A 24,270-nucleotide genomic window follows, 5' to 3' on the forward strand; every position below is an offset into this window, starting at 1 on the left:
GAAGCTCGACCCCGAAACGGCTGAGAACGACAGCAGAGGGCCGGGCGCCGCCCCCGACGCGGCGCTCCGGCCCTCTGCTGGTCGCGCGCCCCATCCCCCGACGGGACGCGCTTCCACTCATCCGGCGCAACCAGGCCCCGACCTTCGGCACCGGAAGGAGGTCGTTGTACCCGTTCCGGGCGAGCAGCAAACCGGAAGGGTGATCTTGCGAGGACTTGCCGGTGCGTTCCGGCAGGACAACCTTCGCACGAAACCACCCCCGCAACTCAACCCCCCTCACCTCCTACAACGCTCCTACCAGTCCTTATGTCGACCGGTTTCACTCGGACATCCCAATGTCGTGACCCGATCGATACGCCTCGGGCGAAAGATCGGCCTGTGGTGGACCGCACCGGCAATTGACTGGTACGCACGTACCACTGTCGGGCACACTGGTACGCATGTCCCACTCCGCCCAGCTGTCCGACTACCGCACCGCCCTGACCACGCCCGGTGTCCGCGGCCCCGTCGTCGCGTCCCTGCTGGCTCGGCTGCCCATCGCGATGGTCGGTCTCTCGATGCTGTTCTACGTGCAGCGCGAGACCGGCTCGTTCGCCATCGCCAGCATGGTGTCGGCCGGTGCGCTCGCGGGCGTCGCGTTCGGGTCGGTGGCCCAGGGCAGGCTGATCGACCGGTTCGGCCCCAGCCGGCCGCTGATCTCGGCGATCTCGCTGTTCTCCGTCTTCGTGACCCTGTCGGTGCTGGCCGTGGAGGCCCACGCCGCCGCGCCGCTGCTGGTGGCGCTGTCCTTCGCCGTCGGCCTGACCGAGCCGATGGTGGGCTCCGCGTCCCGCGCCCTGTGGCAGCGCGTGCTGCCGCAGGGCCCCGTCCGCATCGCGGCCTACTCCTACGAGGCCATCAGCATGGAGGTCTTCTTCATCCTCGGTCCCGGCCTGTCCGGACTGCTGATCGCCGCGCCGTGGGCCGGCACGGGCGTGGTCGTGAGCGCCGTGCTGATGGTCGCCGGTGGCCTCTGGTTCGCCCTCACGCCCACCGTGCGCGCCTGGCGGACCGAACCGGACGCCGTGCGCGGCGCCCTGCTCGGCGCGCTCGCCAGCCCCGGCATGAGGACCGTCGCGCTCGCCGCCTTCGGCTTCGGCATCACGATCGGCTTCATCGAGGTCGCCGTCCCGGCCGTCGCGACGGCCACCGGCCGGCCGAGCCTGGGCGGTGTGCTGCTGAGCCTCTGGTCGATCAGCTCCGTGCTGTTCGGCGTGCTCTACGGGATGCGGCCGTGGCCGCGCCCGATGTACCTGCGGCTGCCGGTGCTGCTGATCGGCTTCGCACTGCTGTCGCTGCTGCTGGCGATCCCGACGACGCTGATCGGCCTGGGCGTGGCCCTGTTCGCCGTGGGCACGCTGATCACCCCGCAGTCGACGACGCACTCCACGGCGGTCGAGGCGGTGGCGCCGCACGGCACGGCCGCCGAGGCGTTCGGCTGGGTCGTCACGGCCGTGACGCTGGGACTGGGCCTGGGCCAACTGCTGTCCGGCCAGCTGGTCGAGCACGCCAGCACGAGCTGGGCCTTCCTGGCCGCCGGCGCGTCCGGCCTGATCGTCGGCCTGCTGGTGCTCGCCCTGCGCGGCACCGTCCGGCGCAGCGAGGAGAACCAGGTGCCCGAGGAGGCCACCCGCCTCCAGCTCGACCTGGCCGCCCGCTAACCCCGTCGCGGCGCACGCCTCCGGGACGGGGGCGACCTCCACGGCGGCGAACTCCACGGCGGTGTACGCGGCGGCCCGGAAGTGTCGGTGGTCACCGCTAGCGTCCGCGGCATGGATCTCACGGCCACCACGTCCGCACTCGCCGCAGCCGCGGGCGAGGTCGCGCGACTGCTTCCGAGCCGGGTGCTCGATCCGGTCCTCGCGGGTCTGCTGCTGCGCGCGGACGGCGGCGGGGTGGAGCTGTCGGGCAGCGACCGCGAGCACGGCGTGCGGCTGACCCGGCCCGCGACCACGCACACCGGCGGCGTCGCGCTGGTTCCGGCGAAGCCGCTGGCCGAGACGCTGCGCACGCTCGACGCGGCGCAGGTGCGGCTGGTCGTGGAGGGTTCCCGGCTGGCCGTGCGGACACCGACCGCGCGGTTCGCGCTGCCGCTGCTCGACGTCGGCGCGCACCCCGGCGTGCCCGCGCTGCCGCCGGTGTGCGGCCGCATCTCCGGCGCCGCGCTGGCGGCGGCCGTGCCACCGGTGGCGGGGGCGGCGTCGCGGGACGACGCGCTGCCGATCTTCACGGGCGTCCGCGTCCGCGCCGAGGGCGACCGCCTGCACCTGCTGGCCACCGACCGCTACCGGATGGCGTTCGCCTCGGCCCCCTGGCGGCCCGCCGCGGACGGCGCTCCGCTCGACGCGCTGGCTCCCGCGACGGTCCTCGCCGAGGTGGCGAAGCAGGCGGCGGGCAGCGACCTGGTGGCGCTGCACGCGGACACCGATCGGATCGGCCTGTCCTGGGCGGGCGACTCGATCACCACGGCACTACTGGCAGCGCCCTTCCCGGACGAGAGGGCGCGCAAGCTCATGGAGGCGGTCATCGACAGCACGGTCCTGGTGGACGCGGACGCACTGGCCGGGGCGGTGCGGCGGGCGACGCCGTACGCCGGTCCGCACGGTTCGGTGACGCTCCAGGTCGAGGACAGCGAACTGCGCGTGCGCGGCAACGACCCGCAGGCGGGCGAGTCCGAGGAGTTCGTGAAGGCGACGGTCGACGGCAACCGGCTGACCAAGACGTTCCAGGCGCGCTACCTGTCCGACGCGCTGAAGGCGTTCAGCGGCCGCGACGTGCAGCTGCGCATCCAGGACGGCATCCGCTCCACGGTCCTGACGTCCCGCGCGGGTGCCGACGGCGTGGAGCTGACGTACCTGGTGGTGCCGATGCGCACGAACGTCTGACCGCGGCCCGCGATCACGCGCCGGGGCGCCGGGCCAGGTGCGCGCCCAGCCCGGTCGAGCCCGGCGCCACGTCCGGCCGCAGCACGAGGTCGTCGCCGTAGTCCCCGCCGTTCTGCGTCCGGTACGGGATCGGCTCGGCCGTCGGCATCGCGCGCAGGCGCTCGCGCAGTTCCGCGGCCGCCCTCTCGCCCTCCTCGGCCGTGAACCGGTCGGCACCCGAGATCACCACCGGGGGAAGCACTTCCGCACCGGCGTAGAACAGCGTGCCGTGCTGCAACGGGAACAGCAGCTCGCCGACGGCTCCGTGAATGCCCCGCTCGCCGTAGGACCACGCCGGCCCGCCCGCCGTCACCACGACCAGGGCGCGCTTGCCCGCGAGGAACCCGTCCCCGTAACCGATCCACTCGCCGTCCGGGCCGCGCAGGCCGTACGCGTAGCCCTGGAGCCAGACCCGGTCGAACCAGCCCTTGAGGACGGCGGGCATCCCGAACCACCACAGCGGGAACTGGACGACGATCGCGTCCGCCCGGTCGATCTTCTCCTGCTCGGCCCGGACGTCGGCGCTCAGCGCACCGCTCTCGTGAGCCAGCTTCGCCGCGGCGGCGACCTGGAACCGCTGCGCCGGGTCGTGGGCGTAGCCCGCGGCGTCGACGACGGGGTTCCAGCCCATCGCCCAGAGGTCCGACACCTCGACCTCGTGGCCCTCGGCACGAAGCGCGCGCTGGCCCTCCGTCGCGAGAAAGCCGTTGAGGGAGCGGGGTTCGGGGTGGGCCAGGACCCAGAGAACGTTCACGGCACCGATCATGGGACGGCGGAACCGCCGCGGCGACTGGCCCGATGGCCAACATGTGCGAAGATCGGGCCATGGGCGTCTTCGCCGGTGACGGCCGCCACCGCGTGGCCGTCCTGGTGCGGGACGGGGTGCTGCCCTTCGAGCTCACCATCGTCCACCGGCTCTTCGGACAGGCCCGCACGGCCGCCGGTGCCGCGCTCTACGAGGTCGTGACCTGCGCGGTGGTGCCCGGCGCGATTCGCACGGACGCCGACTTCACCATCGCCGTCACCCGCGGTCCCGACGCGCTGGCCGAGGCGGACACCGTCGTCGTCCCCGGGTCGGAGGTCGACCAGGAGCCGCGGGACGAGTCCCTCGAACCGTCGCTCGCCGCCGCGCTGGCGCGAATCCGGCCGGGGGCGCGGATCGCCTCGATCTGCACCGGGTCGTTCGTGCTGGCCGCGGCGGGACTGCTCACCGGCCGGAGGGCGACCACGCACTGGCGGTCGTCCGCGCGGAACCGGGAGCGCTTCCCGGACGTCGTGTTCGACCTCGACGTCCTCTACACCGACGACGACGGCGTCCTCACCTCGGCCGGTGCGGCGGCGGGCATCGACCTGTGCCTGCACATGATCCGCACCGACCACGGGGCCGCCATCGCCAACGAGGTGGCCCGCGGCACCGTCGTTCCGCCGCACCGCGAGGGCGGGCAGGCCCAGTACGTCAAGCGGCCGATGCCCGATCCCGGCACCTCCTCGACCCTCCGGGCGCGGGAGTGGGCGCTGGCGAACCTGCACCGGCCCGTCACGCTGCGGGAGATGGCGGCGGAGGAGTCGACGAGCACGCGAACGTTCACCCGGCGCTTCCGCGACGAGATCGGCACCTCGCCGGGACGGTGGCTCGTCCGGCAGCGCGTGGAGCGGGCCTGCGCCCTCCTGGAGCGGACCGACCTGTCCGTCGACGAGATCGCCGGGGCGGCCGGGTTCGGCACCGCCGGATCGATGCGCCTGCACCTGCACGCCGAACTGGGGGTCTCGCCCAGCGCCTACCGCGCCACGTTCCGCGGGCGGTCCCGGACTCTGCCCGTCGGGGAAGGGTCCGCGAGCGGTTCGCCCCCACCCCGGCTCGGAAGCCCGAGCGCGGCTCCCGGCTCGTGAACACTCGGGACGCGACACTCCACCCGAGGGGAAACACCATGTCCAGGACGCACGTCAGCTCAGTGGTACCCGTGTCGGCCGAGGAGGTCTGGGACCTGCTCCGCGACTTCGGCGGACTGCCCGGCTGGCACCCGCTGGTGGCGGCCACCACGCTGGTCTCCGGTACGGCGACCGGGGTCGGCGCGATCCGGCGCGTGACGATGGGCGACGGGAGCGAGGTCGTCGAGCGGCTCGTCTCCCTGGACGACGCGAGCCGCACCGGGAGCTACGAACTGGTCGAGCACGCGTTCCCGGTGCGCCGCGCGGTGTGCGGGTTCCGCGTCGTGCCGGTGACCGACAGCGGTCACGCCTTCGTGGAGATGTGGGCGGACTCCGACCTCGACGCCGAGCACGAGGAGGAGGTGGGCGGCTTCGTCACCGCCCTGTTCACCGCCGCTCTCTCCGGTCTGCGCGACCGCGTTCCGGCCGCCGTCTGAGACGGGTCAGCGGGTCCGCACGAAGCGGGCCCAGGCGGACTCGGAGAACGCGAGCAGCCCCGCTGCCGGGTTCTTCGAGTCCCGCACGCCCACTCCGTCACGGGTGACCGCCACCTCGACGCAGGCATCGTTGTTGCCCTGACCGCTGCGGCTGCTCTTGCGCCACACCACATCCGCGAACTCCACTGTGGACACCTCTCACTCGCGCAGCAGACCCTCGATCAACGCGGTCGACTCCGCACGGGAGAGCGCTTCGGAGCAGAGCACGCCGAACTTGAGCGTAGCGGCGTTCACGTCCGCCGGGGCCTCGATGTGCACCGAGCCCGCGGCGTGCGCGACGTAGAGCATGTCGTCGTCGCCGGGTTCGGGAAACGACAGCACGATGAACCCGCCCTCCAGACCGCTGTGCGGCCTGCTCAGCGGGAGGACGCGCAGGTCGACGTCGGTCGCCGCCAGGTGTTCGAGCTGGGCGCGCATCACCTCGGGACCGCCGACCTGCCGTCGCAGGGCGGCCTCGTCCACCAGGGCGATCAGGTCCAGATCGGCGCCCAGCCTGCGCTGCCGGTGCAGGCGCACCACCACCTGCGTGTCCAGCTCCTCCGGCGTGCGCTCCAGCGAACCGCTGCTGAGCAGGGCGCGGACGTACGGCTCGGTCTGGAGCAGGCCGGGGACGGTGAGCCCGGCGAACTCCCGCACCAGGCACGCCTCCGTCTCCAGGTCGAGGTAGCCCATGTCCCGCACCCCGTGCGCCACCCACCAACCCGGTTTCAGGGAGCGGCGCACCTCGTCCACGAGACCCGCGTCGAACACGTCGTAGAGGTCCATCATCGAGCGCGCCAGGTGCACGTCGACCCTGGTCTCCCCCGCCTCCATCCGCTGGAGCGAGCTCCGCGTCTTGTCCAGCCGCGCGGCGGCGACGTCGAGGTTCATCCGGGCGGCCTCGCGCATCCCGCGCAGCCTCTTCCCGAGCTTGCGCCGCCGGAACGGCGGCCGTGTCTGAGCACCCACTCGGCCATGGTCCCGAGCGGGAATCCCGGACTGGGATTCCCATCACCCGCACGGTGGGTCCGGACGACGCGGACCGTGCTCGGGGAACCGGTGCGATGTCACCTGTCCGGGGTCAGCCGTTGCGGAGGTGCTCCAGCTGGGCGCGCACCGACCACTCGGCCGCCGGCCACAGCGACCGGTCGACGTCCCGGTAGACGACCTCCACGACCTCGCGGGCCGTCGGGTCGCCGCCCAGCGCCGCCACGGCGGCCCGCACCTGCTCCAGCCGCCGCTCGCGGTGGGCCAGGTACGCGCGGGCCGCCTCGCCCGCGTCCGGCAGCTCGGGGCCGTGACCGGGCAGGACCGCCGTGCCCGGCGGCAGGTCGGCCAGGACGCGCAGGGACTCCAGGTAGTCGCCCAGCCTGCCGTCCGGGTGCGCCACGATCGTCGTGCCGCGGCCCAGCACCGTGTCACCGGTCAGGACCGCGCCGTCCAGCACGAAGCACAGCGAGTCCGACGTGTGGCCCGGCGTCGCCAGCACCCGGATCTCCACGCCCGCGCGGGCGACGACGTCACCGCCGCTCAGTCCCTCCGACCCCAGGCGCAGCGCCGGGTCGAGCGCGCGCACCGGCGCACCCGTCAGCTCGGCGAACCTCGCCGCGCCCTCGGCGTGGTCCGGGTGACCGTGGGTCAGCAGGACCTCCTCCACCGGACCGACCGACGCCACCCGCGCGAGGTGCGCCTCGTCCAGCGGGCCGGGGTCGACGACCACGCACGAGGCGGAGTCCGGCGCGCGCAGGACCCAGGTGTTCGTGCCGTCCAGGGTCATGACGGACGGGTTGTCCGCGAGCAGCACGGACGCCGTCGGCGTCACCGCCCGCAGAACGCCGTAGGCGGGGTGCGAGGCGCGCTCGCCGATCGCGGGGACGCCGCTCATCGCGCGCTGTCCGTTCCGGCGCTGTGCACTCCGGCGCTGTCCGCTCCGGCGCTGTGCACTCCGGCGCTGTCCACTCCGGGCAGGACCACCCGCACCCGGTCGCCGTCGCGCACCAGCTTCGGCAGGATCTTCTGCACGTCCCGGTCGACGTCCATCACCGAGGCCACCGAGGGGTGCTCGGCCAGGTCGGCGAGCGTCACCAGGGTCGGCGGCATCAGCGCGCGCCGCCCCTCCCCGCCGTCGGCCAGCGCGTCGGCCGGGCGCTGCCACGCCGCGTCGGACGCCTCCGTGGTCACACCGTCGGCGATCTGCCCGACCGGCAGCGCCGCCGCGAAGAAGCGGGTGTCGTAGCGGCGCGGCTCCTCCTCCGGGGTGACCCAGTTCGCCCACGGCCGCAGCAGGTCGGCGCGCAGCACCAGCGAGTTCGCCGCGAGGAACTCCGCGAAGGACACCTCGCGCTCCACCAGCGCGCGCCGGGCGTCGGCGAAGGGCGTGGTGTCCGCGACGACCGACGTGGCGTCGGGTCCGGCGAGCAGCACGCCCGACTCCTCGAACGTCTCCCGCACGGCCGCGCACACCAGCGCGCGGGCCAGCTCCGGCGTGCAGTCGAAGGCGCGCGCCCACCAGTCCGCGCCGGGACCGGCCCACGCGACGGTCGCGTCCGCGTCGCGCTGGTCGACGCCCCCGCCGGGGAACACCGTCATCCCGGCCGCGAACGCCATCGCGGCGACCCGGCGCAGCAGGAAGACCTCCAGCCCCGCGGGGGTGTCGCGCAGCAGGGCCACGGTCGCCGCGTCCCTCGGCTCGACCGGCGTGGACGGTGGTTCGTCGGGGACGATCCCGGCCGGGAGGGTGAGGTCCGCTGGCACTTCGCGCATCCCGCGAGCCTACGGCCGCTCGGCGCGGGTTGGATGGGCCGCATGTCGGACGCGCCTCGCCCCCCGAAATCCGGTTGTCTCCTGAACGTCCTGCTGTTCGCCGCGGGCGGTTTCCTCGCCACCGTGCTCACGGTCGTGGCCGTGGTGGTGCTGTCGTGGCCGTCCAGCCGCGTCGTGCACGCGACACCGCCGGGAGAGGAGGGCTACGGGGTCTGGGTCAAGGAGACCACGCGGTTCGCCGACACCGTCCCGACCCACCAGCTCTGGATCGGGCGTGCCGAGGACCACGGCTTCGTGGTGGAGATCCCCGGCGGCTGGGGCACGCGACCGCGGTCCGAGTTCGTCGAGGGCGGCCTGCGGCTGTACTTCGACCGGGGGGCGGAGGTGTTCGTCCCCGAGTCGTCGTACCTCGGCGGACGCTGACGGGGGCAGGATGGGCACGTGGACGAACAACTGCGCGTAGGACTCGTCGGAGCAGGACCGTGGGCGGAGATGGTGCACGCGCCCGGAATCGCCGACCACCCCGGAACCGCCCTCTGCTCGGTGTGGGCCCGCAGGCCGGAGGCCGCGCACGCGCTCGCCGGCCGCTTCGACGCCGAGGTGGCCACCGACGTGGACCAGCTCCTGGAGTCGGTCGACGCGGTGGCCTTCGCCGTGCCCCCGGCGGTGCAGGCGGAGATCGCGGTCCGGGCGGCCCGCGCGGGCAAGCACCTCGTCCTGGAGAAGCCGATCGCCGCCACGCTGCGGGACGCGCAGGCGCTCGCCGACGCCGTGGGCGAGGCGGGGGTGGCGTCGCTGGTCGTGCTGACCCGGCGGTACGCGCCGGAGACGAAGGAGCTGCTGGCCCAGCTCCAGCGGACCGGCGGCTGGACCGGCGCCGACGCGCGCTGGCTGAACGGCGGCATCCTCTCCGGGCCGTTCGCCGACTCGCCGTGGCGGCACGACCGGGGCGCGCTGGACGACGTCGGCCCGCACGTGTTCGACCTGCTGGACGCCGCCCTCGGGCCGATCACCGGCGTGCTCGCGGCCAACCGGTCGGCCACCGGCCTGTGGCAGGTCCTCCTGGAGCACGAGTCGGGGGCGACGAGCACCGCGTCGCTGTCGCAGACGCTGCCGATCCAGCCGCCGATCGCCGAGCTGACGATCTACGGCGAGCACGGCGCGAGGTCGCTGCCCAGGGGCGGCACGTCCGCGCAGGACTGCTTCGCGGCGCTGCTGGACGACTTCGTGGCGATGGTGGGCAGCGGCACGACCGAGCACCCGCTCGACGTGCGCCGGGGCCTGCACCTCCAGCGCGTCACCGCGCTGGCGAGGGAGCGGGCCGGGCTGTGACGCGGCGAAGGCCCCCGCGAGCGCGGGGGCCTTCGACCGGTCAGGAGGTGGGGAACTTCGGGTGCGGGGTCCCGTTCACCAGTTCCGCGTTCGGCGGCCAGGAGCGGACCGCCGACCAGCGGCCCGTGTCCTCCGCCTTCGGCGGTTCGACCTGCTCGCGCTGCGCCAGCTCCTCGTGCAACTGCTGGAGCAGCGAGCGCTCGCGGTCGCTGAGGTTCGCGTCGACCGCGGACGGCAGCGGCAGCGAGGGCGGCCCGCCGTTCGGGTCGGCCAGCGCGGCCTGCAACGCGGCCAGCTCCTCCGGGCGCAGCTCGGTGGTCTCCTCGTTGCGGTTCTCCGGCGGGACGCCGGAACGGTCCGCCTCGACGTGCTCCACCACCGGGTACTCCACAGCGTGGTGATCCGCAGCGTGGTGATCAGCAGCGTGGTGGTCCGCAGCGGGCTCGGCGACCGCCACCTCGGCCTCCGGCTCGGCGACCGGCTGCTGGAGCTCGGCCTCCTCGTGCGCCGACTCGCGCGACGAGAGGCGCTTCACGGGCTTCGGCGGGTAGGGCTGAACGCTCTCGAACACCTCCGCGACCCGCGTGCGCCGCGTCGGTGGTTCGTGCGAGACGGAGCCGTGGTCGACGACCTCCGGCACCGGTGTCGGCTCGACCACCGGTGCCGCGTCCCGAGGCTCCTCGGACTTGTCGAACCACGCCGCCGCGTCCTCGACGGGCGCCTCGACGTGCCGCGACGGCGCCATCCGGTGGGGCTCGCCGAAGCGCACCTCGCGGGCCGCGGTCACAGCCGCCGCGTGGTACTCCGACAGCGGCGTCCCGACCCGCAGCACCTCGACGGAGGCGCGCACGCCGATGCGGCGCAGCACCGAGTCGATGCGGTGGGCCGTGGCCGCTGCGAAGCCCTGCGGCCCGACGTCGACCAGCACCACGCGCTGCGGCAGCGGGCCGGGGGTGGACCCGGCCGGGCTGGAGCGCCACACGCAGCGCACGCCCCGCACGTCCGGCAGCAGCGACACGGCCCGGCCGAGCACCTCGGACACGCCGTGGGTCGGGTCGGACTCCGCCGTGAAGCGGTGGCGCGGCGTCGGCAGCGGGTCGGCCAGGGACAGCCGGTCGGCCAGCCCCGGATCGGACCGCACCTCGTCCAGCAGCCAGGCGAGCTGGTGCTGCTCGTCCGGCGTCACCGCGATCCGGCCCGCGTGCAGCACGCCGACCAGCAGTTCCGCCGCCCGGTCCAGCTCTCCGACCGCGACCAGCTCACGGGCCTGGGACAGCGCGTCGTCGTCGACCCGCCCGGCCATCGCCAGAAGAAGATCGTGTAAGCGGACGGGCAGTCCCACACCGTCGTTCGCCACGTCAGGTCTCCTCTCGGCCCGCCGTGCAGCGACGAGCTCTAACTGGGCACCAGGTGTCCGTCGGCGTCAGCACCGGCGCAGACCAGTTCCGACGCCGCGAGCGCCGCCCGGTGGTAGGGCGGAAGGTCCATTCCCGGCGCCAGGACCTCGACGGCCGGGTCGTGCTCACCCAGCGCGCGCAGCACGCGCTGCAACTCGCCGGTCAACCGCGAGTGCCCGGACGACGCCGTGACCAGGATCATGCGCCTGGCCACCGCACCCCGACCGCTCTGCCGCCAGCACGAGCGGACCTCGCCCACCGCGTGGCGACCGCGCATGGTCGCCCCGAGCACCACGGTCGCGGAATCCCCCATCGACACCCGATCGGGTGATTCCGGGGAGAAGGTGTAGTCGTGATGCGGCAGTTCGTCCAGTCCTCGGACGGAACTCACCGCCGCGCGGTCCGCTCCGTGCTGGAGGACGGCCTCCGCGAGCAGCCGCTGCTCCAGATCGGTCAGCCCGATCCGGTCGTGCAGCAGCGCGCGCGGCAGAGCGCGCGCGAGCACCGGCTGCGCCTCGCCGGCGAGCCAGTCGCGGAAGCGCCACAGCACGTCGTCCGGCAGACGCCCGGCGAGCCTCAGCAGCAGCTCGTGGCACGCCCAGTCGGTGTCCGGCATCTCGGAAGCCACCCTTCGTCAGCCAGAGGTTCGCACAGACCGCCGACGCGGTTCAGGCGATCTCGACGGTCAGTTCCACCTCGACGGGAGCGCCCAGGGGCAGCTCCGCGACACCGACGGCGGACCGAGCGTGCTGGCCCGCCTCGCCGAACACCTCGCCGAACAGGTCGGAAGCGCCGTTGACGACCGCGGGCTGGCCGGTGAAGCCCTCCGCGGAGGCGACGAAGCCGACGACCTTCACCACGCGCACGATCGAGTCGACGCCCACCAGGGCGTGCACGGCCGCGAGCGCGTTGAGGGCGCAGGTGCGCGCGTGGGCCTTGGCCTCCTCCGGGCTGACCTCCCCGCCGACCTTGCCGGTCGCGGCGAGCGAACCGGACACGAACGGGAGCTGCCCCGACGTGAAGACGAGGTTCCCGCTGCGCACGGCCGGGACGTAGGCCGCGACGGGCGCGGCGACACCGGGCAGTTCGACGCCCAGTTCGGTCAGACGCTCGGTCCAGCTCACTGCTTCGGCCGCTTCAGGTAGGCGACGTGCTGCTCACCGGTCGGGTTCGGCAACACCGTGACCAGCTCCCAGCCGTCCGCTCCCCACTGGTCGAGGATCGCCTTCGTGGCGTGGATCAGCAGCGGGACGGTCGAGTACTCCCACTTCGTCATGCCGGGAGCCTAGCCGGATCGCCGCGGCGCGCAGACCCGGCCCGAGACCTCGCCAACCGCTACCGTGCTCGCATGGAGACCTGGCGGATCGTGGCCACCGGCCTCTTCGGCGCGGGAGGGCTGGTCATGACGCTCGTCGCGATGGCCCAGGTGCGCGATCGACGCCGCAGCACGCACGCCGAGGTCGTCCGGGCCGGACTGATCTCCCTGGGGATCGTCGCGGTGCTCGCCCTGCTGGTCGCGACGATCTTGCCCTCGGTCGCCGCGTGGGGCCTCGTGGCCGCCACGGCCTTCGCCGTGTTCTTCCTCACCATGATGGACTGAGCTCTTCTCTCCGCGCGTGCCCGCTCACAGCGGACATAGGCTGAACTGGTGATGTCCGAATCCGCCGGTTGGACAGAAGAGCTGACCCGTTCCCGTCTGCACGTGGTGACGGGCAAGGGCGGCACGGGGAAGACCACGGTGGCCGCCGCGCTCGCGCTGGCGCTGGCCACCGGCGGTCGTCGCGTGCTGCTGGTCGAGGTCGAGGGACGCCAGAGCATCGCCCAGCTCTTCGACCGCGCGCCGCTGCCCTACTCCGAGGAGCGCATCGCCTCCGCTCCCGGCGGCGGCGAGGTGCGCGCGCTGGCCGTGGACGCCGAGGCCGCGCTGCTGGAGTACCTGGCGATGTTCTACAACCTCGGCTTCGCCGGTCGGACGCTGCGCAAGGCGGGCGCGATCGAGTTCGCCACGACGCTGGCCCCCGGCCTGCGGGACGTGCTGCTCACCGGCAAGGTCAAGGAGTGCGTGCGCCGCACCCTGCCGACCGGGCGGCACGAGTACGACGCCGTCGTGCTCGACGCGCCGCCCACCGGACGGGTCGTGAAGTTCCTGGACGTCACCCGCGCCATGGCCGACCTGGCGAAGGTCGGCCCGATCAAGACGCAGAGCGACGGCGTGGTGACCCTGCTGCACTCCGGCGACACCGCCGTGCACATCGTGTCGCTGCTGGAGGAGATGCCGGTGCGGGAGACGCTCGACGCGGTGGCCGAGCTGGACGCCGCCGACCTGCGGCCGGGCGCGGTGCTCGTGAACCGGGTCCGCCCGCCGCGGCTGCCCGCGCACTCGGTGACCGCGGCGGCGGACGGCCACGTGGACGCCGACCGGGTGCGCGACGGCGTGCGGGCCGCCGGGCTGGACCTGAGCCCGGAGGACGTGGAGGGGCTCGTGGACGAGACCGTCGAGCACGCCATCCGGTTGCAGATGGAGCAGCGGGCGAAGGACAAGCTCGCGGAGGCCGACCTGCCGACGCTGGAGCTGCCGGAGCTGGCCGACGGCGTGGACGTCGGCGCGCTGTACGAACTGGCCGAGCTGCTCGTCGAACGGGGTGTGCGGTGAACACGACGAGACCCCCGCTGCTCGACGTCGACGCGCTGATCGACGACCCGGACACGCGCGTCCTGGTCTGCTGCGGCTCCGGCGGCGTGGGCAAGACGACGACCGCGGCGGCGCTGGGCCTGCGCGCCGCCGAGCGCGGCCGGCGCGTCGTGGTGCTCACGATCGACCCGGCGCGGCGGCTCGCGCAGTCGCTGGGCCTGCGAGAACTGGACAACCAGCCGCGCCCGGTGCAGGTCGACGGGTTCCAGCCCAAGGGCGAGCTGCACGCGATGATGCTGGACATGCGCCGCACGTTCGACGACATGGTGCTCGCGCACGCGGGCCGCGAACGCGCCGAGCAGATCCTGGCCAACCCCTTCTACCAGACGGTGTCCTCGTCGTTCTCCGGCACGCAGGAGTACATGGCGATGGAGAAGCTGGGACAGCTCGTCGCCGGCGGCGAGTGGGACCTGGTCGTCGTGGACACGCCGCCGAGCAGGTCGGCCCTGGACTTCCTGGACGCGCCGCAGCGGTTGTCGACGGTGCTCGACGGGCGCTTCATCCGGCTGCTGTCGGCACCGGCGCGCGCGGGCGGGCGGGGCATCCGCAAGATCGTCGGCACGGGCTTCAGCATGTTCACCAGGGCCGTGTCGACCATCGTCGGCGGTCAGCTGCTCCAGGACGCGTCGACGTTCGTGCAGGCGTTCGACAGCATGTTCGGCGGCTTCCGCGAGCGCGCGCAGAAGACCTACGACCTGCTGCGCTCCCCCGGCACGGGCTTCCTCGTGGTCGCCGCGGCCGAGCCCGACGCGCTGCGCGAGGCGAGCTTCTTCGTGGAGCGGCTGGGCGCGGAGAAGATGCCGCTGATCGGCCTCGTCGCCAACCGCACGCACCCGGTGCTGGCGGCACTGCCCGCGACACGGGCGCTCGCGGCGGCGGACGGCCTGGAACGCGCCGGGGAGGCGCCGCTGGCCACCGCGGTGCTGCGCCTGCACGCGGACAGGGCGGCGGTCGCCGACCGCGAGAAGAGACTGATCTCCCGCTTCACGCGCGCCCACCCCGGCGTCGCGCTGGTCGGCGTACCCGCCCTGCCCGCCGACGTCCACGACCTCGACGGACTGCGCGAGATCGGTCGTCGGCTGGCCGGTGAGTGATCACCGGCTCCGTTCGGTGGAGCTGACTAGCTGACCTTGACCTCGTCGTCGGTGAGGTGCTCGCGGCGAGCGGTCTCCAGCAGCTCGAACCAGGACGTCACGTCCGGTCGCCGCCGCAGCAGCGCGCGCCGCTCGCGCTCGGTCATTCCGCCCCAGACGCCGAACTCGATCCGGTTGTCCAGAGCCTCGGCAAGGCACTCCGTGCGTACCGGGCACCCCAGGCACACGAGTTTCGCCTTGCGCTGCTCCGCACCCCGGACGAAGAGCTGATCCGGCTCCTCGTCCCGGCACGAAGCGTTGATGCGCCAATCCCCCTGGTCCATGTCCCCCACTCCTCGGTGCTGTCCAAATTCCGAATCCGCCACACCCCTGCCGCGGATGCCGCTAGGCTCCCCACCAGGAGTGGTCTCGCCTGCGACTGCTGTCATTGGACGTTGACGGACTGTAGAGCCTTCCGGTTCCCACTCCAAGCCTGGTTTGCGCACCCGTTACCTGTCGTGAGTACAGCTACTCAACCGGCCCAGCGGGTGTTGCGGATCACCCTGGGCCGTTCGGGTGCCGCGTACGCTGACCCGCGTGCGCGTCCGAAACGGCCTGCTGAAACTGCTCGGCCTGTGCCTCCTGGCCGGGGTGCTCCTCGCCGGGATGCTGTATCCGGTGGTGGGGGCCCTGGGGGTCGTCTCCAACCGGGCCAGCGACACCGTCGACAGCATCTCCGCGGATCTGGTCACCACCGATCCGCCGGTGATCTCCACCGTCACCGACGCGAACGGGGAGCCGATCGCCCACCTCTACGACCAGTACCGCGTCATGACTCCGGCGGAGAAGATCTCGCCGACGATGAAGGCCGCGCTGATCTCCGTGGAGGACCGGCGCTTCTACGAGCACCGGGGAGTCGACTGGCGGGGCACGTTCCGCGCCGCGCTGACCAACCAGTTCAGCGGCAGCGTCTCGCAGGGCGCCTCGACGCTCACCCAGCAGTACGTCAAGAACTACCTGATGCACGTCGTGGCCCGCAACAACCGGGTCGAGCAGGAGAAGGCGCAGGAGCAGACGGTCGCCCGCAAGGCCCGCGAGGCGCGCATCTCCATCCAGCTCGAACGCGAGCTGAGCAAGGAGGAGATCCTCGCCGGCTACCTCAACGTCGTGCCGTTCGGCTCGACGATCTACGGGATCGCCGCGGCGGCGCAGGCGTACTTCGACACCACGCCGGACCAGCTCACGGTCGCGCAGTCGGCCGTGCTCGCGGGCATGGTCAACAGCCCGTCCGCGCTGAACCCGGAGGAGTTCCCGGACAAGGCGCTGCTGCGCCGCAACCAGGTCATCGACAAGATGGTCGAGAACGGCAAGCTGTCGCGGCAGGCGGGGGAGGCGGCGAAGCAGGAGCCGCTGGGCGTCGTGACGCCGGTCCGCACACCGCCCAGCGGTTGCGTGGGCGCCGGTCCGGAGAACGGCTTCTTCTGCTCCTACGTGGTGGACTACCTGTCGCGGGTGGGGTTCAGCGAGGAGCAGCTCAAGACCGGCGGCTACACGATCCGGACCACGCTGGACCGCGACATCACCCAGCAGGCCAAGCAGGCGGCCGAGGCGCAGGTCGCGAAGGACACCGACGGCATCGCCAACACGATGGCGATCGTGCGGCCGGGCAAGGAGCGCCACGAGGTCGTCGCCCTGGTCGCGAACCGGGACTACGGGCTCAAGAGCGAGGAGCACCAGACCCAGTACGACCTGCCCAGCGCCGTGGAGAACAAGTTCGGCGCCGGATCGGTCTACAAGGTGTTCACCGCCGCGGCGGCGATGGAGAAGGGCATGGGCATCGAGAACACGATGGCCACGCCGTCCACGTACACGTCGAAGGTCTTCAAGGGCGGCGGCACCAAGTGCCCGCCGACCGGTGAGCCCGACACCCGCTGGTACTGCCTCAGCAACGCCACCACCAACTACCCCGCGCAGATGACCCTCCAGACGGCGCTCGCGACCTCGCCGAACACCGGGTTCGTGATCCTGGAGGAGCAGCTCGGCATGGAACCCGTCGTGGACATGGCCAGCAGGCTCGGGATGCGCCAGACGATGAGCACGAACATCGCCGGGGTGCGGCCGGACTCCGCGGCGGAGAACAGCGCCCTGCGGATCTCGCAGTCGGAGTTCTACAAGTCCGGCGGCGGCAACGCGTCGTTCACCCTCGGCCCGGCGCCGACGAACACCCTGGAACTGGCCAACGTCGCCGCGACGATCATGAGCGGCGGCACGTGGTGCCCGCCGACGCCGCTGCTGGAGGTCACCGACCGGCACGGCGACCCGGTGAAGGTCGACGACGCGCCGTGCGAGCAGGCCGTCGCGGAGCAGCTCGCCAACACCCTCGCGGTCGGCATGAGCAAGGACGACCAGGGCAGCGGCACGGCGGCGGGGGCGGCGCGGCGGTTCGCCTGGACGCGGCCGATGCTCGGCAAGACCGGCACCACCGAGGACTACAAGTCCGCGGCGTTCATCGGCGCGACCCCGCAGCTCGCGGGCGCCGTGCAGACCTTCAACGACGGCACGGCCCCGCGCGGCATCTGCGCGAACGGCGCACCGCGACTGTGCGCCCAGGGCAACATCGCCGGTGGTGGCGTGCCGGCCCTCACGTGGTTCGACACGATGTCGAGAGTCCACAGAGGACTCCCCGTCGCGCCGCTGCCGCAGACCGAGACCCGCTACGTCAAGGGCGGGGAGCAGACGCGCATCCCGGACGTGGTCGGCAGGTCGGCCGGTGACGCGCAGCGGAAGCTGGAGGACGCCGGGTACCGGGTGTCCACCCAGAACATCAACTCGTCGCAGGCGAAGGGCACCGTGGTGAGCCAGACGCCGCGGGGCAACGCGTTGCGGGGCACCGTGATCACGCTGCTGGTGAGCACCGGCTACGTGCCACCGCCCGTCGCGACCGCGCCGCCGCCGGTGACGACGCAGTCGCCACCGGTCGAGCCGGAGCCCGGCGAGGACCCGCCCGGCCGGGAACCGGGCCTGACGCTGCCCGTCGAGCCGCCGGGCTGACCGGTCCCCTCCTCGGGTGCGGAGGGGACGGTCCGGCGTCGCGGGCTCAGCCCGCGAGCGCCGCCCGCACGGCGGCGGCGACCCGGCCGCCGTCGGCACGCCCGGCGACCTTCGCGTTGACCGACTTCATGACCTGGCCCATCTGGCGCTGTCCCGGCTGCTCGCCGAGCTGCGCGGCGACCTCGGCCACCGACGCCTCCACCAGCGAGGCCAGTTCCGCGTCGTCCAGCTGCGCGGGCAGGTAGTCCTCCAGCACCGCGGACTCGGCGCGCTCCAGCTCGGCCTGCTCGGTGCGCCCGGCGCCGGCGAACGCCTCCGCGGCCTCCTTGCGCTTCTTGACCTCGCGCGCGATGACCTTCAGGACCTCGTCGTCGGTGAGCTCGCGGGCGCTCTTGCCGGAGACCTCCTCGGTGGTCAGCGCGGCCAGCGTCATCCGCAGCGCACCGGCCCTCACGGTCTCCCGACCCTTGATCGCGGCCGTCAGGTCACTCTGCAGTCGCGTCTTCAGCTCCGCCATGAGGCGCAACGGTACCGGCACCGCGGGTCGGCCCCGACCGGATGAACGCCGTAGGGTTGGTGGCGTGAACACGCTCGGTCGCACCCTGCTCACCACGACCGCTCTCGGCGCCGCCACGATCGCCTACGCCGCCGGCATCGAACGCAGGCACTGGACACTGCGCACCGCGACGCTGCCGGTCCTCGCGCCCGGCTCGAAGCCGTTGACGGTGCTGCACCTGTCGGACCTGCACATGATGCCGGACCAGAGGTCGAAGCAGCGGTGGGTCGCCGCGCTCGACGAGCTGGAGCCCGACCTCGTCGTGAACACCGGCGACAACCTCGCGCACAAGCAGGCCGTGCCCGCCGTGCTGCGCGCGCTGGGCCCGCTGCTGGACCGTCCCGGCGTGTTCGTGTTCGGCAGCAACGACTACTACGCGCCGCGGCCGAAGAACCCGGCCCGCTACCTGCTGCCGTCGTCGAAGACGAAGCGCATCCACGGCATCCACCTGCCGTGGCGCGACCTGCGCGCCGGGATGGTGGAGCGCGGCTGGCTGGACCTGACCCACGTGCGCCGCACGTTCACCGTCGCCGGTCAGACGATCTTCGCGGCCGGCCTGGACGACCCGCACCTGAAGCGCGACCGCTACGAGGACATCGCCGGCGCCGTCGACCCGGAGGCGAACCTGCGACTGGGCGTGACCCACTCGCCGGAGCCCCGCGTGCTGGACCCGTTCGCCGCCGACGGCTACGACCTGGTGATGGCCGGGCACACGCACGGCGGACAGCTGCGCGTCCCCGGCTACGGCGCGATCGTGACGAACTGCGAACTGGACCGCTCCCGCGCCCGCGGCGCGTCCCGCTGGGGCACGCACACGTGGCTGCACGTGTCGGCGGGCCTCGGCACGTCGCCCTACGCGCCGGTGCGCTTCGCGTGCCCGCCCGAGGCGAGCCTGCTGACCCTGGTCCCGCGCACCGTCACCGCAGCTCAGAGCCGGGCGAACGAGCGGTGGGGTACCCGATTCGGAGCTGGCGCGGACGTCGGGTAGAGTTCACCTCGTTCCCAACCGGGGTGTGGCGCAGCTTGGTAGCGCGCTTCGTTCGGGACGAAGAGGTCGCAGGTTCAAATCCTGTCACCCCGACTGGTGGTGAATCAGCCCGGAGGCTCTCAGAGCCTCCGGGCTGTTCTGCTTTCCGGGATCATCGCGGCGCGGGAACGAACCGGCGACCGGCGCTGGCCATCGACGATCACAGCTTGGTGATGGGAATCACAACGGCTGGGACGTGGGCGTCGGAGGCGTTCGGCTGCCGGTCATCCCGGTGAGCGAAGGGCCCGTGCCGCTGCTACCGCTCTCGCAGCGCCCCCACCGCGAGATCACCACAGCCGTCGCCGAGCAGGTGCCGTCGCAGCCCGGTCCTCCGTGGACCGAACCGCTGGAGCACGCGCCTCGAAGACGGCTACTCCGTCACCGGTCTGCTCGACGTGCTCGACGAGTTCCCGAGGACTTCCCACCGCTCTCAGCCGCTCAGGCACCGCGCACTGCGCTTGCCGAAGGCCGCGCGGCGCGCACCGCTCAGCCCGTCGTGAGCATCCCCTCCGGCAGGCCCGGCACCTCGACCTCGATCCACGTCGGACGCCAGTCGCTCCGCTCGTGGAAGCGGCACAGCTCCGCGACGCCGCCGAGCCGGCCCAGCCACCCGGCGCGGGGCGGGCGTCCGTCGAAGCCGCTCTGCACGAACGTCAGCCGGGTCTTGCCGTCCGCGTCCGCCAGCTCCCGGGTGTCGACCAGGTTCTCCCACGACATCGACATCCGGCGGCCCGGTTCGAGGTCCACGATCTTCGCCGGGTTCTCGTCCAGGTCGAAGCCGCCCGTCGCGAACCGGCCGCCGACCTCCGGGTTCACCAGCGAGTCGTAGACCTCGGCGCGGCCCTCCAGGTGGTCGGCCGGGTTCGCGATCGACAGCGTCCAGAACGTGTGCAGCACGCCGCGGACGGTGCTCCCGGTCAGCGCCTCCCGCCAGTCGGGAGCCTCGGTCTGCGACGGGGACAGCACCGTCGACGTGGCGCTCTCCTCCTCCAGGGCGATCTCCACGACGGACTCGACGCCCTCGACCGTCCACGTGAAGCGCAGCGACGTGTCGTCGGCGTGCAGCAGGCGCTGGCGGGGTTCCCCGCCGCCGGGGGTGAAGCGGCCCCAGAACTCGTACCGGGTGGGCAGGTCCGCCTCGGCGTGCTCGGCGAACCAGGCGCGCAGGCGCGCTCGGATGTCGCCGGAGACCCCGATCGACGGCAGCTCGGGTGCCGCGCGGTCGAGTTCGACCAGGTCGAGCAGGTGGCCGAGGCTCGACTCGTCCCGCACGCCGCGCAGGCCGATCGTCCCGACGAGGGTTTGAGCAGTGCCTCCGCCTGCTCCACGGCTTCCACGTACAGGACGTCTCTCATCGCACAAGCAACTTTGTACGCACAAAAGCGTTGTGTCGATGAGGTGCGAACCGTCCGTCACGCATGGTGTTCACATGCAGGCCCTGTCCCACTCGTTAGAGTGAAAGCGGGGACTTTCATTGACTCTGGGTAACGGGTGGCGGGGGCGTCGCGACACACGGGCAGAACGCCGATCCCCAGGGGGAAGTCCTGATGAACGTGGTCTCCTCGGTCCACCCCGTCCCGAAGCGACGGCTGACCGCCGCGCTGTGGACGGTCGCGATCCTCGGCACGGCGGCACCGGTCGGCGCGCTGACCTCTCCGGGAATCGCCGTCGCCACGGCAGCCGGACTCGCCGTGCCGGCCCTCGTCGTCCGCTCGCTGATCCGCGCGGCGAACACCTGCGACACGATCCTCACCGAGGAGCTGGGGCCGCGCCGCGGCCGTCACCGGTCCGGGTAGGACGACCGGTCAGAACCGGGTCGCCTCCGACCAGCGCGCCAGCAGCGCCGCGTTCCCGGTGACCAGCGGTGCCGGTGCCCGGCCGTGCAGGAACAGGTACAACTCCACCGCGGACCCCCGCACCACCACGTCCGCCGCGCCCGCCCCCGGCGGCCTGGTCCACGTCCCGAACTCGACGGTCCACCGCGGACCGGTGTCCTCCCGCGGTTCCAGCACCCTCCCGGCGGCCTCCGCCGGTCGACCCGTCCGCGGAGCCCGCGGCAGGTCGTCCAGGAACTCCCCGATCCCGTCCCGCGCCACCTCCGCGTCGATCGGCGCGGCCAGTTCGTCCGTGCCCCGCAGCAGCCACGACGGCAGCTCGCCGTCGTCGGCGGGGACGAGGTGCTCGATCTCGGAGCGGGAATCCTCGCCGCGGCGCGGGGCCGGCGGTGGACAGCAGGTGGGCGAACTCCCGGACCTCCTCGTGCGGCACGACGACCACCGCAGGACAACGACCGGAAGGGGGACACCGAGATCCGGCCGTGCTGGGGCAGCATCGGGGGATGACCGATCAGCGGGTGCGGGCCGAACTGCGGCAGCGGGTCTACGGGACGAAGGACCTGGGCCAGCTCGACGTCTTCGGCGGCGGGTTCATCAACTTCGGCTACTGGCGCGACCTGCCGGTGGACGGCGAGATCAGCCTGGAGACGCGCGTCGCCAGCCAGCGCGCCCTGTACGGGCTGGTGCTGGACGAACTCGCCGTGGGCGGAGGAGACCGCGTCCTGGAGGTCGGCTGCGGGCACGGCGTGGGCACGCGGCTCGCGCTGGGCCGGGACGCGGCGCTCGTGCGGGGCGTCGACCTCGCGCCGGAGCAGGTGGAGCGGGCGCGGGCGGGCGGTGACCACGACCGGCTGGAGTTCCGGCAGGGCGACGCGGCGGCGCTCCCGTTCGCCGACGACGCGTTCGACGCGCTGCTGTCGGTCGAGGCGGCGCAGCACTTCGAGGACCCGCGCGGGTTCGCCGCCGAGGCGTTCCGGGTGCTCGCGCCGGGCGGTCGCCTCGCCCTCGCCGCGTTCCTCGCCCACGGCCCCGACCGCACGGCCGAGCTGAGCGGCCTGCTGCGGACCTACGCCGACGGCCTGGACCTCGCGCACGACGTGGACGCCGTGGCCGCGCACCTCGCCGACGCCGGGTTCGAGCGGGTCGCGGTGCGCTCCATCGGCGAGCACGTGTGGCCCGCGTTCGACCGGTGGCTGGAGCAGCTCGGCGACCGCGAACCGTGGGAGCGCAACTGGATCGCGGCGAACGAGCGGGGCCTGCTCGACTACCACCTGATCACCGCGAACGTGCCGGGTGAGGCAGGATCGCAGGAGTGACGACGCACCCCGCGGCCGAAGTGCCCGATCCGCTGTTCGACGACGCCGAGGCCGAGGCCAGGTGGCGCGCGAGGTTCACCGCGCCCCGCGTGACGCTGCCCGGCTGGGCCGAGGACGCGCCGGACCGCAACCTGTACCTGTCCAACTCCAGCGGCGTCTGGGAGATCTACGTCTGGGACCGCGCGACCGACGTCCACCGCAGGGTCACCGACCGGCCCAACGGCACGTCGCACGGCACGCTGAGCCCCGACGGCGAGACCGTCTGGTGGTTCGCCGACAACGACGGCGACGAGTTCGGCCTGTGGGTGGCCGAGCCGTTCGGCGGCGAGCCCGCCGACGCGGACGCCGCACCCGCCGCACCCGCCGTGCCGGGTGTGACGCCCGGCTACCCCGCCGGTCTGGAGATCGGCCGGGACGTCACCGCGGTCGGCGCGTCCACCGACGACGGCACGACGATCTGGCTGTCCCGCGCGGGCGGCGCGGCCGAGGTCGTGTACGCGAACGAGCACGACGGCGGCGTCGCGGCGCTGTCGAAGGACGAGACGCTGCTGGCCATCGCGCACTCCGAGCACGGCGACAACCGGCACGCGGCGCTGCGGGTGCTCGCCGCGAGCGCCGGCGCGCAGGGCTCGACCGTCGCGGAGAAGTGGGACGGCGAGGGCAGGGGGCTCGACGCGATCTCGTTCAGCCCGGTCCTCGGCGACAACCGCCTGCTGGTGCTGCACGAGCGGCGCGGTCGCGAGGAGCTGCTGATCTGGGACGTCGAGGCCGACACCGAGACCGAGATCCACCTCGACCTGCCCGGCGAGATCGTCGCCGACTGGTACCACGACGCGTCGGCGCTGCTGGTCGCGCACACGTTCGAGGCGCGCACCACGCTGCACCGCTACGACCTGGCCACCGGCGAGCTGACCACGCTCCCGGTGCCGCACGGCGTCGTCGGCGGCGCGGGTGTGCGCCCGGACGGCACGGTCGAGTACTCGTGGTCCTCCGGCGCGCTGCCGCCCGTGGTGCGCGCGCTGCACACCGACGGCACGGAGCGGGTGCTGCTGGCCCCGGAGGGCGACCCGGCTCCGCCGTCGACCGGCCTGACCGACGTGTTCGTCGACGGTCCGGGCGGGCGGGTGCACGCGCTGGTGGCCCGGCCGGCCGACGCGCCGGACGGTCCGCTGCCGACGGTGTTCAGCCTGCACGGCGGTCCGCACGCGGCCGACGAGGACCGCTTCTCCGCCTACCGCGCGGTGTGGCTGGACGCCGGGTTCGCGGTCGTGCACGTCAACTACCGCGGCTCCACGGGCTACGGCTCGGCGTGGCGGGACGCGATCGAGGGCAGGCCCGGCCTGACCGAGCTGGCCGACGTGGCCGCGGTGCACGACTGGGCGGTCCGCGAGGGGCTCGCCGACCCGGCGAGGTCCGTGGTCAACGGCGCGTCGTGGGGCGGGTACCTGAGCCTGCTGGCGCTCGGCACGCAGCCGGAGCGGTGGGCCGCGGGCATCGCCGGGGTGCCGGTGGCGGACTACCCGGCGGCCTACGAGGACGAGATGGAGCCGCTGCGGGCGTTCGACCGGGCGCTGTTCGGCGGCTCGCCGGAGGAGCTGCCCGAGCTGTACCGGGAGTGCTCGCCGCTGACCTACGTGGACGACGTGCGCGCGCCCGTGCTGGTGCTGGCCGGTGAGAACGACCCGCGCTGCCCGATCCGGCAGATCGACAACTACCTGGACCGGCTGGCCGCGCGCGGCGCCGCGTACGAGGTGTACCGCTACGACGCGGGCCACGGCTCGCTGGTCGTGGCGGAGACGATCCGGCAGACGGCGGCCGAGGTGTCCTTCGCGCTGCGCGCGCTCGACCGGCTCTGACCCG

The 24,270-nt window shown here is 73.2% G+C and carries 27 protein-coding genes and 1 tRNA gene; 15 read left to right on the plus strand and 13 right to left on the minus strand.

Translation table 11 applies throughout. The annotated features are described in order from the left end of the window. The first annotated feature begins 440 nt into the window (after positions 1–440). Both IMZ35_RS26950 and dnaN read left to right on the plus strand, forming a co-directional pair. On the plus strand, positions 441–1,700 hold the full coding sequence (locus tag IMZ35_RS26950; protein WP_199444002.1) for an MFS transporter: 1,260 nt from the start codon (positions 441–443) through the stop codon (positions 1,698–1,700). Between the two features lie 111 nt (positions 1,701–1,811). Then, the gene (gene dnaN / locus IMZ35_RS26955; RefSeq protein ID WP_199444003.1) at positions 1,812–2,924 is read left to right on the plus strand and encodes a DNA polymerase III subunit beta; all 1,113 of its coding nucleotides are present in this window, start codon (positions 1,812–1,814) and stop codon (positions 2,922–2,924) included. 13 nt (positions 2,925–2,937) lie between these two features. Here dnaN and IMZ35_RS26960 read toward each other — a convergent pair whose 3' ends face one another. Then, positions 2,938–3,717 carry an NAD(P)H-dependent oxidoreductase gene (locus tag IMZ35_RS26960; protein ID WP_199444004.1) on the minus strand — a complete coding sequence of 260 codons (780 nt, stop codon included), beginning with the start codon at positions 3,715–3,717 and terminating at the stop codon, positions 2,938–2,940. A gap of 71 nt (positions 3,718–3,788) precedes the next feature. Here IMZ35_RS26960 and IMZ35_RS26965 point away from each other — a divergent pair, with 71 nt between their 5' ends. Together IMZ35_RS26965 and IMZ35_RS26970 are read left to right on the plus strand one after the other, a co-directional pair. Then, on the plus strand, positions 3,789–4,853 hold the full coding sequence (locus IMZ35_RS26965) for a GlxA family transcriptional regulator (protein WP_438816903.1): 1,065 nt from the start codon (positions 3,789–3,791) through the stop codon (positions 4,851–4,853). Positions 4,854–4,891: 38 nt separating this feature from the next. Beyond that, positions 4,892–5,329, plus strand: a complete 438-nt coding sequence (locus IMZ35_RS26970; RefSeq protein ID WP_199444006.1) for an SRPBCC family protein — start codon at positions 4,892–4,894, stop codon at positions 5,327–5,329. Positions 5,330–5,335: 6 nt separating this feature from the next. On the opposite strand, the gene IMZ35_RS26975 is transcribed toward IMZ35_RS26970, so the two are convergent. The 4 genes from IMZ35_RS26975 to IMZ35_RS26990 form a co-directional block, all read right to left on the minus strand. Further along, positions 5,336–5,515, minus strand: a complete 180-nt coding sequence (locus IMZ35_RS26975; protein WP_199444007.1) for a DUF397 domain-containing protein — start codon at positions 5,513–5,515, stop codon at positions 5,336–5,338. 12 nt (positions 5,516–5,527) lie between these two features. Next, a complete protein-coding gene (locus IMZ35_RS26980) occupies positions 5,528–6,337 on the minus strand; it encodes a Scr1 family TA system antitoxin-like transcriptional regulator (RefSeq protein WP_307868851.1) in 810 nt (269 codons plus the stop codon). Positions 6,338–6,449: 112 nt separating this feature from the next. After that, positions 6,450–7,253, minus strand: coding sequence for an MBL fold metallo-hydrolase (locus IMZ35_RS26985; protein WP_199444008.1), 804 nt, complete (start codon positions 7,251–7,253; stop codon positions 6,450–6,452). Beyond that, positions 7,250–8,131 carry an NUDIX hydrolase gene (locus tag IMZ35_RS26990; RefSeq protein WP_229373374.1) on the minus strand — a complete coding sequence of 294 codons (882 nt, stop codon included), beginning with the start codon at positions 8,129–8,131 and terminating at the stop codon, positions 7,250–7,252. Before IMZ35_RS26990 ends, IMZ35_RS26985 begins: the two co-directional genes overlap by 4 nt. 42 nt (positions 8,132–8,173) lie before the next feature. On the opposite strand from IMZ35_RS26990, the gene IMZ35_RS26995 reads away from it, so the two are divergent. Next, positions 8,174–8,554, plus strand: coding sequence for a hypothetical protein (locus IMZ35_RS26995; RefSeq protein ID WP_199444009.1), 381 nt, complete (start codon positions 8,174–8,176; stop codon positions 8,552–8,554). Between the two features lie 18 nt (positions 8,555–8,572). After that, entirely contained in the window at positions 8,573–9,463 is an 891-nt protein-coding gene (locus IMZ35_RS27000) for a Gfo/Idh/MocA family protein (protein ID WP_199444010.1), read from the plus strand. A 40-nt stretch (positions 9,464–9,503) separates the two neighbouring features. On the opposite strand, the gene IMZ35_RS27005 is transcribed toward IMZ35_RS27000, so the two are convergent. From IMZ35_RS27005 to sp36, 4 genes are read right to left on the minus strand one after another with little or no spacing between them, the layout of a single operon-like run. Beyond that, positions 9,504–10,820, minus strand: a complete 1,317-nt coding sequence (locus IMZ35_RS27005; RefSeq protein WP_199444011.1) for a hypothetical protein — start codon at positions 10,818–10,820, stop codon at positions 9,504–9,506. Positions 10,821–10,858: 38 nt separating this feature from the next. Beyond that, the gene (locus IMZ35_RS27010; RefSeq protein WP_199444012.1) at positions 10,859–11,476 is read right to left on the minus strand and encodes a hypothetical protein; all 618 of its coding nucleotides are present in this window, start codon (positions 11,474–11,476) and stop codon (positions 10,859–10,861) included. A 52-nt stretch (positions 11,477–11,528) separates the two neighbouring features. Then, positions 11,529–11,984: a RidA family protein gene (locus IMZ35_RS27015; protein WP_199444013.1), complete on the minus strand. Its 456-nt coding sequence runs from the start codon at positions 11,982–11,984 to the stop codon at positions 11,529–11,531. Beyond that, the gene (sp36, locus tag IMZ35_RS27020) at positions 11,981–12,136 is read right to left on the minus strand and encodes a Sp36 family protein (protein WP_199444014.1); all 156 of its coding nucleotides are present in this window, start codon (positions 12,134–12,136) and stop codon (positions 11,981–11,983) included. Before sp36 ends, IMZ35_RS27015 begins: the two co-directional genes overlap by 4 nt. 72 nt (positions 12,137–12,208) lie before the next feature. Between sp36 and IMZ35_RS27025 the strand changes: the two genes are divergently transcribed. From IMZ35_RS27025 to bagB, 3 genes are read left to right on the plus strand one after another with little or no spacing between them, the layout of a single operon-like run. Continuing rightward, positions 12,209–12,460, plus strand: coding sequence for a hypothetical protein (locus tag IMZ35_RS27025; RefSeq protein ID WP_199444015.1), 252 nt, complete (start codon positions 12,209–12,211; stop codon positions 12,458–12,460). 51 nt (positions 12,461–12,511) lie between these two features. Next, on the plus strand, positions 12,512–13,513 hold the full coding sequence (gene bagA, locus IMZ35_RS27030; RefSeq protein ID WP_199444047.1) for an ATPase BagA: 1,002 nt from the start codon (positions 12,512–12,514) through the stop codon (positions 13,511–13,513). Then, complete coding sequence (bagB, locus tag IMZ35_RS27035; RefSeq protein WP_307868853.1) at positions 13,510–14,646, plus strand: ATPase BagB; 1,137 nt, start codon at positions 13,510–13,512, stop codon at positions 14,644–14,646. The genes bagA and bagB overlap by 4 nt, the downstream gene beginning before the upstream one ends. A gap of 26 nt (positions 14,647–14,672) precedes the next feature. Here bagB and IMZ35_RS27040 read toward each other — a convergent pair whose 3' ends face one another. Continuing rightward, positions 14,673–14,969, minus strand: a complete 297-nt coding sequence (locus IMZ35_RS27040) for a WhiB family transcriptional regulator (protein ID WP_199444016.1) — start codon at positions 14,967–14,969, stop codon at positions 14,673–14,675. Positions 14,970–15,222: 253 nt separating this feature from the next. On the opposite strand from IMZ35_RS27040, the gene IMZ35_RS27045 reads away from it, so the two are divergent. Further along, entirely contained in the window at positions 15,223–17,676 is a 2,454-nt protein-coding gene (locus tag IMZ35_RS27045; RefSeq protein WP_199444017.1) for a penicillin-binding protein, read from the plus strand. Between the two features lie 46 nt (positions 17,677–17,722). Here the strand turns inward: IMZ35_RS27045 and IMZ35_RS27050 are convergent, their stop codons facing one another. Beyond that, complete coding sequence (locus IMZ35_RS27050) at positions 17,723–18,193, minus strand: GatB/YqeY domain-containing protein (RefSeq protein WP_199444018.1); 471 nt, start codon at positions 18,191–18,193, stop codon at positions 17,723–17,725. A 64-nt stretch (positions 18,194–18,257) separates the two neighbouring features. Here IMZ35_RS27050 and IMZ35_RS27055 point away from each other — a divergent pair, with 64 nt between their 5' ends. Continuing rightward, the gene (locus tag IMZ35_RS27055; RefSeq protein WP_307868854.1) at positions 18,258–19,220 is read left to right on the plus strand and encodes a metallophosphoesterase; all 963 of its coding nucleotides are present in this window, start codon (positions 18,258–18,260) and stop codon (positions 19,218–19,220) included. Between the two features lie 19 nt (positions 19,221–19,239). Then, positions 19,240–19,313, plus strand: a tRNA-Pro gene (locus IMZ35_RS27060). A 432-nt stretch (positions 19,314–19,745) separates the two neighbouring features. On the opposite strand, the gene IMZ35_RS27065 is transcribed toward IMZ35_RS27060, so the two are convergent. Further along, entirely contained in the window at positions 19,746–20,531 is a 786-nt protein-coding gene (locus tag IMZ35_RS27065) for an SRPBCC family protein (protein ID WP_438816904.1), read from the minus strand. 275 nt (positions 20,532–20,806) lie between these two features. Between IMZ35_RS27065 and IMZ35_RS27070 the strand changes: the two genes are divergently transcribed. Further along, positions 20,807–21,055, plus strand: a complete 249-nt coding sequence (locus IMZ35_RS27070; protein ID WP_199444020.1) for a hypothetical protein — start codon at positions 20,807–20,809, stop codon at positions 21,053–21,055. 9 nt (positions 21,056–21,064) lie between these two features. On the opposite strand, the gene IMZ35_RS27075 is transcribed toward IMZ35_RS27070, so the two are convergent. Further along, positions 21,065–21,355, minus strand: a complete 291-nt coding sequence (locus IMZ35_RS27075; RefSeq protein ID WP_199444021.1) for a hypothetical protein — start codon at positions 21,353–21,355, stop codon at positions 21,065–21,067. A gap of 242 nt (positions 21,356–21,597) precedes the next feature. On the opposite strand from IMZ35_RS27075, the gene IMZ35_RS27080 reads away from it, so the two are divergent. Together IMZ35_RS27080 and IMZ35_RS27085 are read left to right on the plus strand one after the other, a co-directional pair. Next, positions 21,598–22,410: a class I SAM-dependent methyltransferase gene (locus IMZ35_RS27080; protein WP_199444022.1), complete on the plus strand. Its 813-nt coding sequence runs from the start codon at positions 21,598–21,600 to the stop codon at positions 22,408–22,410. Next, positions 22,407–24,266, plus strand: a complete 1,860-nt coding sequence (locus IMZ35_RS27085; RefSeq protein WP_199444023.1) for a S9 family peptidase — start codon at positions 22,407–22,409, stop codon at positions 24,264–24,266. The genes IMZ35_RS27080 and IMZ35_RS27085 overlap by 4 nt, the downstream gene beginning before the upstream one ends. The last annotated feature ends 4 nt before the right edge of the window (positions 24,267–24,270 follow it).

Source organism: Umezawaea beigongshangensis (assembly GCF_016464305.1).
Lineage (GTDB): Bacteria > Actinomycetota > Actinomycetes > Mycobacteriales > Pseudonocardiaceae > Umezawaea_A > Umezawaea_A beigongshangensis.